Genomic DNA, 15447 nt, shown 5'->3' with positions numbered 1-15447 from the left:
GTATGAAAGAAGTCTTAATTGGCAAATTACTGGAGTATATCAGGGATAACAATCCTGATATACTCTTTGCTTTAGAAGCAGAAGACAAACTCCGTGTTTGGCTGTATGATAAGGTAAGTACCGCCGGGCCACTAATAAAGCAATTGAAGAATGGCAGCCAGCCAGAATATATCATTGTAGAAACCTGCTTTGAAGAGATTACTAAAGAGCTTCGACCATCAAGGTATAATTACATACTGAATATCCTGGAAACTGAATTTGAAACTGACTATAAGCTGCTTTTTCAATCGGGATTGCTTCAGCATGAAGTTGTCAATATGATTAACTATTGCAACTCCACTTTTGATGATTTACGATTCGCAGAAGAAAACGAGGATAATCAATTTATCCGCTATGCCATAACCGGAGCCGTAAGTGAATACGTGGAAAGTAACCGTGTGAATGAAAATGTGAGCAATGAGTTACAACAGTCAGCAGAAACTTAAAGACAATATTGAGGCTATTCGTATTGCCTTAAACTGGTCAGCCGAAAAACAATTAACTGCTGACCAGATTTCTGCTTTAAAGAACTATGCCGGTTTTGGTGGGTTAAAAGCAGTTCTGTTTCCAAATAGTTCTAAAGAAGAATGGAAGAAACTAAACGCTTCAAAAGAAGATTTAAAACTGCATCCGCAGATAATGGAGTTGCATAAATTATTGGAGCAGCGACTTACAGAGAAAGAATATAAACAAGCAATTGATTCAATCCGTAACAGCATCCTCACCGCTTTCTATACTCCTGAAATAATTCCGCAATCACTATTTACTGTTCTCAAAGAAAAGGGCATTGAACCTACTGCTATGTACGAACCCAGTAGTGGTGCAGGTGTTTTTGTAACAGAAGCGGCGGCGGCCTTCCCATCATTACAAACTGTCAACGCAGTAGAAAAAGATTTTCTAACCGGCAAAGTGTTAACTGCATTAAGCAGTTCATTTTCAGTTTCTACTACTGTTCAAATTAAAGGTTTTGAAGAAACCCCTGCTACGGAAAATGGACAATTTGATTTAGTGGTCAGCAATATTCCCTTTGGCAATTTTAAAGTGTATGATGAAAGCATACAGGTAAAAGAGCTGAAAGATAGAATTCATAATTACTTTTTTGCAAAAGGACTTGATAAGTTGAAAGATGGTGGTTTGCTGGCTTATATAACAACCGATGCTTTTCTTAATAGTCCATCTAACCATACTGCAAGGGAATATCTTTTCAATCATGCAGATTTCATCAGCCTGAATGTAATGCCGGAGAACCTGATGAAGGAAACGGGCAACACAGAAGCTCCAAGCCATTTATTGATTGTTCAAAAAAATCAAACCAAACAGTCACTTTCCGCAGAAGAAAAACGGTTACTAAATACAGTCGAACAGCAAAACGAATTCGGCAATTATTCATTGAATCAATACATCGTTTTACATCCTGAAATAATTCTGGGTAATCAAATAAAACCCGGCCAAGACCAGTACGGCAAGGCACATGAAACCATCTGGCAAACCGGTGACATCAATTTGATTGCACCTGCATTGAGCAGAACTATCAGCGAAGGTTTTGATAAAAGATTTAATGCAGAAAATCTCAAACAAGTAAGTAAGCAAATTGAGAAACCTAAAGGCAAACAACTTACTTATACGGATATGCCGGAAAATAAACCCGACAATTCTTCTGTGCAATTAGGTTTGTTTGATACCGGCTCTTCCAATACCATTAACCGGGCTGCGGCTTACATTAACCCTGCTGATGCTACAGTAGTTGATAAAAAGACGGTAAGAATTTTAAACATCATCCGAACTAAAGACAAACCGGAGCATGAATTGATTGTATTAATGACGGCCAAATCAACAGCCTTCAAACAATATGTTTATAAGCTTTACTCAAATGCCGAAGAATTACAGTTCTCTGCTAACTGGATGAATGCGGCTTTACTACAGCATGAACTGGCTGGCATAACCAATAGGCTAAACAAATATGACCAGCAATTTTACAATGATGGCGAAGCAGTATTTCATATTTCATTGGGAGATGATGACAAACTGGAAGCATTAAAAGATTCTAATCCGTTACATAAAGAAGGTACACTGATTGTACATAATAGCCGTGTCGGCTTTGTTTCCTACCTGGCATCGGATGATGGCAAGCCTGTATTTATGCCCAGCCTCAATGATAAAAAAGACCTTGGCTTTTACGAACAATACACTATGGTTAGGGATATCTATTTTGAATTGTTTGAAAAAGAAACAACCGAACAAACGGAGCATAATGATTTGCGAAAAGAACTGAATGAAGCTTATGAATCATTAACGAAAGGGTATGGCTTGCTGAACTCATCTATTAACAGGCAAAGGATTTTAAAAGATGAAGCATTTGGGCTAACCATGCTTTCTTCATTGGAAAGAAAAGAAGGCGAACAATTTGTAAAAGCCGATATACTTACACAGTCCTTAGTACCAAAGCAGGAAGTATTTACAACTGACAACCCTTTAGAAGCATTAGCAAAAAGCCTGAACGATAAGGGTAAAGTAGATATTGAATTTATTGCAGCCGCCACCGATAGCACAGAGGCAGAAACAATTGAAGCATTAGGCAACAATATTTATCTTAATCCTTCCACATTTCAATGGGAAACTGCTGACCAGTTGTTAAGCGGCAATGTGGTATTCAAATTAAAAGCAGCAACTGAAGTTGTTGAGAAAAATCCTGATAATGTTCAACTGCTTAAAAGCCTTCATGGTTTACAAAAGATTCAACCAGAGAAAATACCTTTTGAATTGCTCGATTTTAACCTGGGTGAAAGATGGATTCCGCTTGACTACTACAATCGTTTTGCTTCACAGCTTTTTGAACTGAATACGGAAGTAAACTATTTTCCTTCTTTAGACACTTTCAAAGTAAAAGCAAGGCTTACCAATGCAAAAATAAACCAGGAATATGCTGTAACCCCAAAGAGTGGAAAAACTACTTATGGCGATTCACTATTGGAGTATGCTTTAGAAAATACCACTCCCCTTTACACTTATGAAATTGGAACAGGTGATAAAGCAATAAGAGTACCTGATAGCGAAGCCATACAATTGGCTCATCAGAAAATAGAATCCATACGCAACGGTTTTATTGGCTGGCTGAAAGAATTACCTGATGCTGATAAGAAAGAATTAGAAAAACTGTACAATGATACTTTCAACTGTTATGTGCTGAGAGAATATGATGGCAGCCATTTGCAGTTTCCCGGCTTGGATAGAAAAAGATTGGCTATTGAGGACTTATACAGTTCTCAGAAAAATTCTGTTTGGAGAATAGTGCAGAATAGAGGTGCATTGATTGACCATGAAGTGGGCTTGGGTAAGACGTTGACGATGGTTGTTGCTTCTCATGAAATGAAGCGGCTGAAGATAGTAAATAAGCCAATGATTCTTGCCCTCAAAGCCAATGTGCGGCAGATTGCAGACACCTATCGTAAAGCCTATCCCAATGCAAGGATACTGGCACCAGACGAAAATGATTTTACGCCGTCAAAACGGATGCGGTTGTTCAATGAAATTAAAAACAACAACTGGGATTGCATTATCCTTACTCATGACCAGTTTGGTAAATTCCCGCAGTCGCCGGAAATACAGAAGCAGATTATAGAAGCCGAACTGGATAATGTAGAAAGGGATTTACACACCATAAAAGATATGGGTGGCGAAATATCCCGGCGTATGCTGAAAGGTTTGGAGATACGTAAAACTAATTTGGGTGTGAAGTTGCAGGAAATAAGAAAGAATATTGAAGAGAAGAAAGATGCCGGTATCAACTTTCGGGAATTGGGTATTGACCATTTGTTTGTAGATGAAGCCCACAAGTATAAAAATCTTACCTACACCACAAGGCATGATAGAGTGGCGGGGCTGGGAAATAAAGAAGGCAGCCAGAAAGCATTGAATATGTTGTTTGCTGTACGGGAATTGCAAACAAGATTTAACAGCGACCTCTGTGTTACTTTTTTATCAGGTACACCCATCAGCAACAGCCTTACCGAAATGTACCTGTTGTTTAAATACCTGCGGCCAAAAGAAATGGAACGGCAGCATGTTGAAAATTTTGATGGCTGGGCGGCAGTGTTTGCAAAAAAGACAACCGACTTTGAATTTTCTATAACCAATGAAATTATTGCGAAGGAACGATTCCGGCATTTTATTAAAGTACCGGAACTGGCATTGTTCTATAATGAGATTACTGATTATAAAACAGCCAAGCATATTAATCTGGATAAGCCGGAAATTGACGAACAGTTAGTCAACATTCCACCCACACCGGAGCAACAGGAATTTACAAAGCTATTGATGCAGTTTGCCAAAACAGGTGACGGAGAATTAATCGGAAGGCCAAGACTGACAGATGCAGAAGACAAAGGCCGAATGTTAATTGCAACCAACTATGCCAAAAAGATGGCGGCAGATATGCGGTTAATTGATTCAAGCAAGTACAGCGACCATCCAAACAATAAAGTAAATGTTTGTGCAAGAAAAGTAGCAGAGATATATGAGCAAAGCAAAGAACACAAAGGCACACAAATTTTATTTTGTGATATTGGTACTCCTAAACCAAATGAGTTCAATATTTACGACACCCTTAAACAAAAACTCATCAATGATTTTAAAGTAGCTTCTCAGCATATCACTTTCATTCATGACTGGACAGATAAGCAAAAGCCGGAGTTATTCCGCAAAATGAATAATGGAGACATCCGCATTTTGCTGGGCAGCACAGAAAAAGCAGGGACCGGATTAAATGTTCAGGCAAAAGTAGTTGCGATGCATCATTTAGATATTCCCTGGAAACCATCTGAACTGGAACAAAGGGATGGCCGTGGCGCAAGGCAGGGAAATATTGTTGCTAAAGAATTTTACAAAAACAAAGTGAAGAATTTTATTTATGCTGTTGAGCAATCATTGGATAACTACAAATTCAATCTTTTGAAGAATAAGCAAACCTTTATCAGCCAGATGAAGAATTGTGAACTGAATGTAAGAACGATTGATGAAGGAAGCATTGATGAAAAAAGCGGCATGAATTTTTCTGAATACATTGCCATCTTATCCGGCGATACAACATTGCTGGAAAAATCAAAGATGGAAAAAAAGATTGCAGTGTTGGAGAGTTTACGCAATGCTCACCATAAAGAAATATTCCGGTCAAGGTTTAAATTAGAAAACCTGCAGGAAGAAAAAGGTAAAACATTGCAAACATTGGAGAAGCTGAGTATTGATGAGAAACAATACAAAAGGCAGTTGCAGTATGATAAAGAGGGAATAAAGATTAACCCTGTTCACCTTCAAGATTTGAACAGTACGGATGCCGAAGCTATCGGCAGCCATTTAATCCATCTTTATATAAACTGGAAGCCTGGCATTGGGGATGACGACAACAAAAGAATCGGTGACCTCTATGGCTTCGACTTGTACATCCGCCGACAAAAAGAAACTTATGAGGATAAAGGCATGTTTGAATATAAATACAATAATGTGTTTTATGCCGAAAGCAAAGAAAGTGGCATCAAATATTCCTGGAATCAGGGCCATATTAATATTGATAACCCCAAACTTGCCGCCCGGTATTTCCTGAATGCTATTGACAGGGTGCAATTTCTCAAAGAAAAGTATCAAAAGGATTTACATGAACTGAAGCAAAATATTCCGATGTTGGAAAAAATAGTGGCAAAGGCTTTTGATAAGGAAGATGAATTGGGGCAGTTGAAGAAAGATGTGATTAGATTGGAAAGGGAGATTACAATTAAGATACAGGCCAACCAGATTAGACAGCATGATACAACTGATGCAACTCCTGAAACACCGGTTGTAAAAATGGAACCTGACACACCAAAAAATGGCAAAAGCCTATTGCCAAAGAAAAAAACAGAAGATACCAAAGTAAAGGGAATGAGGATTTGATGTGCAGTAGCCCTACCTTACTTACCCGTATTAATCACATCTTGGAAAACTATTTGCTGCATTTGTTTTTTAAATAATCATGTCTAATTCCGTCTATCAAATTAACAAAGGCATCAACCGCAGTATTGAGTTCAAGGGCCTGAAAGCCCAATACATCTGGTACCTGGGCGGCGGCTTAGTAGTATTGCTGATACTATTTGCAATACTGTACATCAGCGGCCTGGGTATCTTTTTTTGTTTGCCTTTTATTTCGGTGTTGACTACCGCTTTATTTATGCGTATTTATAAACTGAGCCGCACTTATGGCGAATATGGCATGATGAAAAAAATAGCCCGGCGTTCGGTGCCTGATGTGATAAAAAGTTATTCGAAAGTGAAATTGAAAAAGCAGTTGCTGAATGAAAAACCTGAATGATATTTTACCGGTATATGCCATTGAACACAATGCCATCCTTTCTAAAATGGGGGATGTTACAGTAGTGTTTGAGGTGCAACTGCCGGAACTGTTTACTATGAGCAATGATGAATACGAAGCATTCCATCATACCTGGATAAAAGCTATAAAAGTATTGCCTGTTAATAGTGTGCTGCACAAACAGGATTGGTTTACCGAAGCAAAGTATAAACCTTCTTTTATTCAGGAAGACAATAGTTTTCTTACCCGTAGCAGCGACCGCTTCTTCAACGAACGGCCATACTTAGACCATCGCTGTTATATCATGCTTACAAAAAAACCTGCCAATAGAAAAGCAGCATCATCTATTTTCAGCAGTTTGCTCCGCAGAACAATTGTACCAGAAGAAACACTAAAGCCAAAACACTTTCATGATTTTATGAATCATGTAGGGCAGTTTCAAAAAATTCTTTCCGATAGTGGCTTTGTCAGCATGAAGCAAATTGAGAATGAACACCTGGCTGATTTTATTCTTCGTTATCTGAACCTCGGTAACGATTCAGTTTTACTAAAGGATATTGAATTTAAACCCGACTGGAAGATTGGTGAAAACCATTGCCTGCTTTATACAATGGCGGATGCAGAATTTGTACCGGCATTATGCGGTTCCCGGATTAACTATGATAAGTACTCTACAGATAAAACAAAATTTAGTGTAGGCTTTGCTTCACCAATCGGGCAGTTGCTTAGCTGCAATCATATCTACAACCAGTATGTATTTATTGAAGATGTGCAAAAGACGATACAGAAGTTGGAAAGTAAAAGATTGCGGTTGCAATCACTTTCTGCTTACAGCCGGGAGAATGCAATTTCAAAAGAAGCAACAGATAATTTTTTAAATGAAGCCATCAGTGAACAGCGGCTGCCTGTGAGGGCACATTTTAATTTGCTGGCATGGACAGATAGCAAAGAAGAATTGAAGCACATCAGAAATCTGTGTTCCTCGGCACTTACTCAAATGGATGCCACTCCAAAATTAGAAACCGAAGGTTCAGCGCAAATATTCTGGGCAGGCATTCCGGGTAATGCAGCCGACTTCCCAATGAATGATACATTTGACACATTCAGTCCACAGGCTTGTTGTTTTTTCAATCTGGAAACCAACTACCGTTCCTCTGTTAGTCCCATCGGCATCCGTTTGGGCGACCGTCTTTCAGGAAAACCTCTTCATGTGGATATTTCGGATGAGCCTATGGATAAAGGCATCTCCACCAATAGAAACAAGTTTATTTTGGGGCCTTCAGGTAGTGGAAAATCCTTTTTTACCAACCACATGGTAAGGAGCTACTACGAAAAAGGCACACATATTGTGCTGGTTGATGTGGGTCATAGCTACAAAGGTTTGTGTGATATGGTGAATGGGTATTATTTCACTTATTCTGAAACTAAGCCCATTAAGTTCAACCCGTTTTATATTGGTGAAGGCGATATACTGGACACTGAAAAAAAGGAAAGCATTAAAACATTGTTATTAGCTCTTTGGAAAAAAGACAATGAAACCTTTAATCGCAGCGAATATGTAGCCCTTTCAAATGCCCTGCAATTATATTTTGAGAAAGTAGAGAACGATAAAAGCATCTTTCCCTGCTTTGATAGCTTTTATGAATTTTTGAAAGATGATTTTGTAGCAGTGCTGAAAGGCGATAATGTAAAGGATAAAGATTTTGATGTGTCAAACTTTCTGTATGTGCTGCGGCCATACTACAAAGGTGGGGAGTTTGATTATCTGCTTAACGCAAAGGAAAACTTGGACTTGTTGCAGCAGCGGTTTATAGTATTTGAATTGGATAACATCAAAGACCATCCAATTCTTTTTCCGGTTGTAACCATCATCATTATGGAAGTGTTTATTTCTAAAATGAGAAAGCTGAAAGGTATACGGAAAATGATACTGATTGAAGAAGCATGGAAAGCAATAGCAAAAGAAGGAATGGCTGAATACATCAAGTATTTGTTTAAAACGGTGAGAAAGTTCTTTGGTGAAGCCATTGTGGTAACGCAGGAAGTGGAAGATATTATTTCATCGCCGGTGGTAAAGCAGGCAATTATAAATAACAGTGATTGTATGATATTATTAGACCAAAGCAAGTATCAAAACAAGTTTGACCAGATACAGGAATTGCTGGGATTGACTGAAAAAGAAAAGGCATTGGTTTTGTCAATCAACAAAGCCAATGACCCAACAAAAAAATATAAAGAGGTCTTTATTTCTTTGGGTGGTGTGTTGAGCAAAGTCTATCGTACAGAAGTGTCGCCGGAAGAATACCTGGCTTATACAACAGAGGAAAAGGAAAAAGTGAAAGTACAGGCTTATGCTGCAAAGTTTGGTGGAGATATTGAAAAAGGAATTAAGGCTTTAGCAGACGAGATTATTCACTCCAAAAACTGATAACATGAAAACAGTATTCATTATCCTTTCAGCAACATTAATTATCTCGGGCTGCAGTACGAGTAGCAAAGACGAAACTATGGAATTTATACCCGGCACCTATGTAAGAACCGGGCATAATGAATTTGGAAAAGAATTTGACACTTTGGTTATCACTATTCAAAATCCTACAGCCAAGGAATTTAAAATTCAGAACCGCTGGCACTATATCAGGCAGGTAGAAGGCGAAGCGAATGCTCCAGAGTATAAAGTGAAAGAAACTTCTGGCATTTACAACTCCGAAACGAAATTGCTGGAAGAGGCAGAAACCTTAGACCATTATTCATTCGACATTAAACAAAAAATAGTGTTTGATGGCACTACTCAATTTAAAAAAATAAAATAGCATGTTATGAAAAAAATATTGGCAGTTGTAGGGTTGAGTATGTGCTGTATATTCTTGCCAATACAGGAAACTAAGGCTCAAATTCCTATTGTGGACATTATTAAAGCAGCAGTTAAAAAAGTAATTAAAGCCTTAGACCTGCAAATGCAGCGGCTACAAAACAAAACCATCTGGCTGCAGAATGCACAAAAAACACTGGAAAATAAAATGAGCCAGTTGAAGCTGAACGAAATTAAGGACTGGGTAGAAAAGCAGCGAAAGCTATACGATGATTATTTTCAGGAATTGTGGAAAGTAAAAGCTGTTCTTGCTTACTATAACCGGGTGAAAGATATTATAGAAAGGCAGGTGCAAATGGTGAATGAGTACAAGGGAGCCTGGACTTTATTTAAACAGGATAAAAACTTTACTGCTGAGGAACTTGATTACATGTACAACATCTATACAGGCATGATGGATGAAAGCCTGAAAAGCATTGACCAGTTATTTTTAGTAGTAAATGCTTTTGCCACTCAAATGAGTGATGCCAAGCGATTGGAAATTATCAATACGGTTTCAGATAACCTGGAGCAACAGTATAGTGATTTGAAAGATTTCAATAATCAGAATAAAATGCTGAGTATTCAAAGGGCAAGTGAGTTGGGTGAAATTGAATATGTGAAAAGACTATACGGTATCAGCCGTTAGTTAAACAATTTTGTGAAGAACGAAAATGTGAGATATGAAAAGAATATTGCTATTAGCAACAATAGGGCTGGTTGCTTTTTTATCATCTAATGCACAAACAGCAGATGAATGGCTCAATCAAAACTCTACCCAAAAGAAATACTTGCTGCAGCAAATTGCTGCCTTAAAGGTTTATCTCGGTTATGCCAAAAAAGGTTACAGCATTGTAACCAGTGGAGTTAGTACTATTCGAAACATAAGGAACGGAGACCTGAACCTGCACCGGGATTTCTTTAACCGGCTCAAAAATGTAAATCCTGCTATCCGCAAATATGCAAAAGTGGCGGACATAATTGCTTACCAGGTAAACATCATCAAGCAAACTAAAATCACAATTCAGCAAATCAAGGAAACAAAACAGTTTACCGAAGGAGAGTTAGACCATTGCAAACAGGTTTTTGATAACCTGCTGAATGAGTGTATGAAAACGGTAGAAGAATTAATACTGGTTACTACATCAGGCAAATTAGAAATGAAGGATGATGAAAGGTTGAAACGAATTGACAGGTTATATGCCGATGTGCAGGATAAATATTCTTTTGCCTGCTCCTTTAGCGAAGATATAGGCTTGCTGGCGGTACAACGATTGGGAGAACAGATGGAAATAAACCGTTCTAAACTTATAAATGGAATAAAATGAAAAAGCTAATTGTGATTTTGATTATGTGCAGTATAAGTTTTCAACTAAAAGCTCAAAGTGAAGAAGTGCAACAACTGCTGCTGAATATTGAAAAGCTGGCACAATTTAAAAAGATTTTACAGAATATGTATGATGGATACAAACTCCTTAATAAAGGATATACTGCCGTTAAAAACATATCCGAAGGAAATTTCAATATCCATAAAACGTTCTTAGATGGTTTAATGGAAGTAAGCCCGGCAGTTAAAAAATATAAACGTATTGCAGACATCATCAGCTATCAACTTCGGATAGCCAAAGAATATAAACTGGCGTATAACCGGTTTAAAGAAGAAAAGCAGTTTACCATTGAAGAAATTGATTATCTCGGTAAAGTGTACGGCAACCTGTTTAAGGAGAGTTTAAAAGCTCTTGATGAATTGTCTATGATTATTACTTCCGGCAAGTTGCGAATGAGTGATGACGAACGGTTGCAGGCAATTGATAAAATTTATTTGTCGGTGGAAGAGCAATATACTTTCCTCAAAGAATTTACCAATAACACCAATTTGCTTTCACTGCAACGTAAAGCGGAAAAGGCAGAAATTGAAATGAGCCGCAGATTATATGGGCTAACGAAATAGGGTTTCCTTTTAAAAATAAGTGTGTATGAAAATGTGTGTAAGAGTTGTGTGCATAGCAATCGTAGTATTGCTGATTCCTCATTTTGCCGAAGCACAAGGCATGGCTAACCGTATCCGCAGTTTGCATGAAGTGCTGGAAAAATTGTATGATGATATGATGCCGCTATGCAGCAGGCTCATTGGTGTAGGCCGTGGCATTGCAGGTTTTGCCGCCACCTGGCATATTGCTTCAAGGGTGTGGGGGCATATTGCCAGAGCAGAGCCGGTTGATTTTTATCCGCTGTTCCGTCCGTTTGTGTTGGGCTTTGCGGTGCTAATATTTCCTTCTGTTATTGCCATGATTAACGGTGTAATGAAACCCACAGTTACCGCCACTGCAGCAATGGTAACAGACTCAGATAAGGCAGTGGCAAAACTGCTGGAGATGAAAGAAGAAGCCATTAAGAAAACAGCTTATTGGCAAATGTATGTAGGTGCCAGTGGAAGCGGCGACAGGGAGAAATGGTATAAATATCATTATGGCGATAAAAGAGAGGGATGGGTAAAAAGTATTGGCAATGATATTAAGTTTGCTTTCTCCAAGTTCTCCTACAACTTTCGCAATTCTATTAAGCAGTGGATGAGTGAAGTACTGAAAGTTCTGTTTGAAGCCGCTGCGCTTTGTATAAATACCATCCGAACGTTTTATTTAATTGTGCTGGCAATACTCGGCCCATTGGTGTTTGGCATTGCAGTGTTCGATGGCTTTCAGCATACACTTACAGTTTGGATAGCCCGTTACCTAAATATCTTTCTGTGGTTGCCTGTCGCCAATATATTTGGTGGCATCATGGGAAAAATTCAGGAAAATATGCTGAAGGAAGATTTGCAGCAGATTGCTACCAATGGTGATACTTTCTTTAGCACAACTGATACAGCGTATCTCATATTTATGATTATTGGTATCATTGGCTATTTCACTGTTCCTTCAGTTGCAAATTATATTATACATGCCGGTGGCGGCAATACATTACTTTATAAAGTCACCAATATGATGAGTACATCCAGCCGTACTGTTGTAGCCGGTGGCACTTCTATGGCAAGAGATGCCCTTGGCGGTGCTGCCAATAAAATGAGCAACAGCTTTGCTGATGCTGGCGCATCACAAGGATATTTTAAAGAAGGTAATAGCGGTGGCGGGAATTACATGAAGGATAAGTTGAGTGGGAAAACTTAACTACAATTTTCCAATATTTGTTTGAATGATATTCATTACTTCATCAAATGGTATCTGACCTTTGTAGTAAAGCTTGTTTGTTTTTTCATATCGCTTCTTAAATGCATCTCGTAGTGCAGCATCTGATAAAAGAAATGCCTGGTTTTCTACAACTGGTATAGCGAAATCTTTTGCAGGGAATCTTTTCTTTTTATGGGCTTTATATTCATCAGTGTCTATAAACTGTTGCACCAGTTCATTTTTTAACAGGCAGGCTACATCATAGTACTGCCGCATGTAATTAGGCCGTTCTTTTTCGTCTTCCTGTTCCTGCCGGAATTTAGTAGCAATGGTTTGCAACTTTTCTACAAAAGTATAACCGGGGTGATAGCAGGTAATGTTTACCGCACGGTTATCATTAATTTTTATGCTGCTATTACCAGCAGCTTCATCATAAGCCCAGGAGCTTATTGTAAGTTTGCTGTTAGGGGTTACAGTATCAAAACCTGCTTCCAGCAATATTCCTTCTTTCACACCTTCAATACTTTCGGTTTTGCTTTCATACAAAAGCCTGATGCCGCCACTACGATAATATGCTTCATCATCAAACGCAGTATCTCTTTTTACAGAAACAATACCATCAATCTTTATATTTTCCGCAAGCCAGTCATAATATTTCTTTCTCGATTCAATATGGCCAGGTTTTGTTTTGGCAGGATTTTCTTCCACTCCTAAATCCGCTGGCGGTTTTATATGGATATCAATATCCTCTGAAAACCGGTCTATAATTTTATATCCTTTTGATAAAGATGTTCCGCCTTTCAATTCAAAATCCAATCCTTGTTTCCTTAGTCCATACAGCACATGCATAATCCAGTAATCTTTCTCAATAAGTCCGGGGAGGATGTTGTTTTTATCTGCCAGTATATTCAGCAGGTCTGAAAAGTCTTTGTGATTATGCAGGTAACCGCCAGCCATATTAAAGTGTATGAGGTTGTAGTAAGGGAGCAAATAATTTCTTTGCCTTTACGCTGCCATATTCCACTACTGAATGTTTCAGCTTTTTCTTATCCATCGCTTCCACTTTGTCAGCCACTTTCTTCAACACTTCGCTGCTGTCTTCCGCAAGTGATTCAAGATTATTTACTAAATCAACCAATAAAAATTCGGGTGTTACTTTTTTAGGAAAGTGAGGTTTTATCTTAAACTGAAATGTTTTATTACCCAGCTTAAACTCTCCGTGCCGTTTATGATTATACACTGTTCTTACATTATACAATTGAGTGGTACCCACACCCAGGCTGTTATATACATTTGGTGTAGTAAGTAAAAAGCGATGGTCTTTTAAAAAACTTTCAACCAGCATGTTTTCATCAGGTGGGGTTTTGCCAAAAGCACTTTCTTTTGGGTAATAGTACAGCCCCTGAGACAGTTTTTGTAAAGTCCCTTCCTGCACCAATTCATCCAGGTGCCGGTCAACCGACTTAGACCAATTGGTCAGTTCAGTACGGCGGTAAACCTCACCCGGCGTTAATTGCCTTCTTAATTGTTGTAGCCTGCTCATATACTTCCGATTTACTGAACAAAAGTACAATAATTTCTAAAAATAACTGTATTTTAATTTAAAATTCATGCAAGAAACAACTTAATATATTGATAATCAATAACAATAATTTATATACTGAATACTTATTTTACAATCGTATTAATATTAATCGAAGAGAATGGATGAAAATCAGGAGCCCAGCTAATCAGCTGTTCTCCCTTAAGTTTATGATGAGCAATGTTTGGAAATAAATTCATATCAATGGGATATTTAGCATTGGGATTATGAAATAAATTTAACCCCTCACTCCAAGTTTCAGTACAATTTTCATCAACCATATATGAAAATGATATTGGAGTAAATGAATCAGAATTGTGGTCATACCGGTCGCCAACTCTTAATACTTTTTGTTTGATGGATGAAAAGCCTGCCTGGATTCCCATCCTTGTAAACTTAGCAATTGTTCCTGTAGTGCTAAATAGTACGCCGCTTATGTTTTCACAATCTGGCTCAAAAAAGAATCCTGAATTTATTTTTGCACCTGTAGGTTTAGTATAGTGCGGTATCTTTTCAGTCTTGGCAAAAGCGGAGCCATCTTCCGAAACAATTAACTCTTCTCGCTGTCCATATAAATATTCGACCAAAGAAATGTATGACCAAGTCATTGAAAAATCATCATGAAAGTCAGCCACAGCCAATAAGAAAGGTTTGTCCTTTAAATGTGGTAATTCCCAATACTTTTTACTCAATTTTGAAAAAAGGGTACTTCCATATCTAAGAGGTATTTCATTTTTAATTTTTGTCAAAATATCTGCTGGCCTAGTTAATTTTTCTTCATTAGGCAAATATGTTGGCGGATTGTTTTTATCCCTTCCCAATGTAACAGCTTCAACTCCAATTTCAGCATCATATTTTTGAATAATAAAATCAGGCCTTTTATGAGTTCTATTGATTAAAAACTCTTGCTCAGTTAGCGAGGCAAACAAATAAATTTCCCAAAGCCTGGCATCAAATCCATTTAGCGACTGAAATTGTTCGATAAAATTTCCGTCAATATCAGAAAGGTGATTGGCAATTTCTATGATAGCTTTCTTTGAAGGGATAAATTGAGTATCCTCATTAAGTCTTGTAAAATAGGGATGAATTTTTTCTTGATTCACTACAATGTTAAACAAATCAAGTCCTCTTTCGGGTAGGTTATGCACAACAGATTTAAGATTCTGTGCTGTATGCCACTTTATGGAATTGCTCAACATTTCTACAGCTTCAGCTTTGGTGGGAAAACTTACTTTGGTGTCAAACTCTCTGAATTGCCTGTTTTCATCTCTCACCAAAATCACATAACTAAAATCCTGGTCATATAAATCCAAAAGAACTACACCTAAAATAGAGTTATCGCCATTTGAATAGTATTCCAACTCTTTTGCAAAAGTTTGCACAGCAGGGTGTCGTGTAAACAGCATAAAAATGTCGAACTGATTCTTCGTAATCTGTCGTATGGTGATTGGTTCAATTTTCATTAAAATCT

12 protein-coding genes are annotated in these 15447 nt (G+C 37.9%); 9 read left to right on the top strand and 3 right to left on the bottom strand.

Annotated elements, in window-relative coordinates; all coding sequences use genetic code 11:
• Window positions 1-2 precede the first annotated feature (2 nt).
• The 9 genes from BC349_RS01455 to traJ all read left to right on the top strand — a co-directional run bounded on the left by BC349_RS01455 (window position 3) and on the right by traJ (window position 12394).
• Complete coding sequence (locus BC349_RS01455; RefSeq protein WP_187254975.1) at window positions 3-485, top strand: hypothetical protein; 483 nt, start codon at window positions 3-5, stop codon at window positions 483-485.
• Window positions 457-5961, top strand: coding sequence for an Eco57I restriction-modification methylase domain-containing protein (locus BC349_RS01450; RefSeq protein WP_187254974.1), 5505 nt, complete (start codon window positions 457-459; stop codon window positions 5959-5961). Before BC349_RS01455 ends, BC349_RS01450 begins: the two co-directional genes overlap by 29 nt.
• 79 nt (window positions 5962-6040) lie before the next feature.
• Window positions 6041-6376, top strand: coding sequence for a DUF4133 domain-containing protein (locus BC349_RS01445; protein ID WP_187254973.1), 336 nt, complete (start codon window positions 6041-6043; stop codon window positions 6374-6376).
• The gene (locus tag BC349_RS01440) at window positions 6360-8804 is read left to right on the top strand and encodes a TraG family conjugative transposon ATPase (protein ID WP_187254972.1); all 2445 of its coding nucleotides are present in this window, start codon (window positions 6360-6362) and stop codon (window positions 8802-8804) included. Before BC349_RS01445 ends, BC349_RS01440 begins: the two co-directional genes overlap by 17 nt.
• Before the next feature lie 4 nt (window positions 8805-8808).
• Window positions 8809-9189: a hypothetical protein gene (locus BC349_RS01435; RefSeq protein ID WP_187254971.1), complete on the top strand. Its 381-nt coding sequence runs from the start codon at window positions 8809-8811 to the stop codon at window positions 9187-9189.
• 6 nt (window positions 9190-9195) lie between these two features.
• Window positions 9196-9876, top strand: coding sequence for a conjugal transfer protein TraI (locus tag BC349_RS01430; RefSeq protein ID WP_187254970.1), 681 nt, complete (start codon window positions 9196-9198; stop codon window positions 9874-9876).
• A gap of 34 nt (window positions 9877-9910) precedes the next feature.
• Window positions 9911-10555: a hypothetical protein gene (locus BC349_RS01425; RefSeq protein ID WP_187254969.1), complete on the top strand. Its 645-nt coding sequence runs from the start codon at window positions 9911-9913 to the stop codon at window positions 10553-10555.
• Window positions 10552-11178 carry a TerB family tellurite resistance protein gene (locus BC349_RS01420; RefSeq protein WP_187254968.1) on the top strand — a complete coding sequence of 209 codons (627 nt, stop codon included), beginning with the start codon at window positions 10552-10554 and terminating at the stop codon, window positions 11176-11178. Before BC349_RS01425 ends, BC349_RS01420 begins: the two co-directional genes overlap by 4 nt.
• A 25-nt stretch (window positions 11179-11203) precedes the next feature.
• Complete coding sequence (gene traJ, locus BC349_RS01415) at window positions 11204-12394, top strand: conjugative transposon protein TraJ (protein WP_187254967.1); 1191 nt, start codon at window positions 11204-11206, stop codon at window positions 12392-12394.
• Here the strand turns inward: traJ and BC349_RS01410 are convergent, their stop codons facing one another.
• From BC349_RS01410 to BC349_RS01400, 3 genes are all read right to left on the bottom strand, one after another.
• The gene (locus tag BC349_RS01410) at window positions 12395-13351 is read right to left on the bottom strand and encodes a nucleotidyl transferase AbiEii/AbiGii toxin family protein (protein ID WP_187254966.1); all 957 of its coding nucleotides are present in this window, start codon (window positions 13349-13351) and stop codon (window positions 12395-12397) included.
• Between the two features lies 1 nt (window position 13352).
• Window positions 13353-13937, bottom strand: coding sequence for a DUF6088 family protein (locus BC349_RS01405; RefSeq protein WP_187254965.1), 585 nt, complete (start codon window positions 13935-13937; stop codon window positions 13353-13355).
• A 125-nt stretch (window positions 13938-14062) separates the two neighbouring features.
• The gene (locus tag BC349_RS01400; protein ID WP_187254964.1) at window positions 14063-15439 is read right to left on the bottom strand and encodes a hypothetical protein; all 1377 of its coding nucleotides are present in this window, start codon (window positions 15437-15439) and stop codon (window positions 14063-14065) included.
• Window positions 15440-15447: the final 8 nt, after the last annotated feature.

Source organism: Flavihumibacter stibioxidans, from assembly GCF_014332695.1.
GTDB lineage: Bacteria > Bacteroidota > Bacteroidia > Chitinophagales > Chitinophagaceae > Flavihumibacter > Flavihumibacter stibioxidans.
This window is presented reverse-complemented; position numbering and strand designations above follow the sequence as displayed.

What these genes read in the sequence shown, in the direction of transcription:
- BC349_RS01430 (WP_187254970.1), top strand. Translation starts at nt 9,196, where the DNA reads ATGAAAAAAATATTGGCAGTTGTAGGGTTGAGTATGTGCTGTATATTC.
- BC349_RS01405 (WP_187254965.1), bottom strand. Translation starts at nt 13,937, where the DNA reads ATGAGCAGGCTACAACAATTAAGAAGGCAATTAACGCCGGGTGAGGTT.
- traJ (WP_187254967.1), top strand. Translation starts at nt 11,204, where the DNA reads ATGAAAATGTGTGTAAGAGTTGTGTGCATAGCAATCGTAGTATTGCTG.
- BC349_RS01435 (WP_187254971.1), top strand. Translation starts at nt 8,809, where the DNA reads ATGAAAACAGTATTCATTATCCTTTCAGCAACATTAATTATCTCGGGC.
- BC349_RS01400 (WP_187254964.1), bottom strand. Translation starts at nt 15,439, where the DNA reads ATGAAAATTGAACCAATCACCATACGACAGATTACGAAGAATCAGTTC.
- BC349_RS01450 (WP_187254974.1), top strand. Translation starts at nt 457, where the DNA reads ATGAGTTACAACAGTCAGCAGAAACTTAAAGACAATATTGAGGCTATT.
- BC349_RS01425 (WP_187254969.1), top strand. Translation starts at nt 9,911, where the DNA reads ATGAAAAGAATATTGCTATTAGCAACAATAGGGCTGGTTGCTTTTTTA.
- BC349_RS01455 (WP_187254975.1), top strand. Translation starts at nt 3, where the DNA reads ATGAAAGAAGTCTTAATTGGCAAATTACTGGAGTATATCAGGGATAAC.
- BC349_RS01445 (WP_187254973.1), top strand. Translation starts at nt 6,041, where the DNA reads ATGTCTAATTCCGTCTATCAAATTAACAAAGGCATCAACCGCAGTATT.
- BC349_RS01440 (WP_187254972.1), top strand. Translation starts at nt 6,360, where the DNA reads ATGAAAAACCTGAATGATATTTTACCGGTATATGCCATTGAACACAAT.
- BC349_RS01420 (WP_187254968.1), top strand. Translation starts at nt 10,552, where the DNA reads ATGAAAAAGCTAATTGTGATTTTGATTATGTGCAGTATAAGTTTTCAA.
- BC349_RS01410 (WP_187254966.1), bottom strand. Translation starts at nt 13,351, where the DNA reads ATGGCTGGCGGTTACCTGCATAATCACAAAGACTTTTCAGACCTGCTG.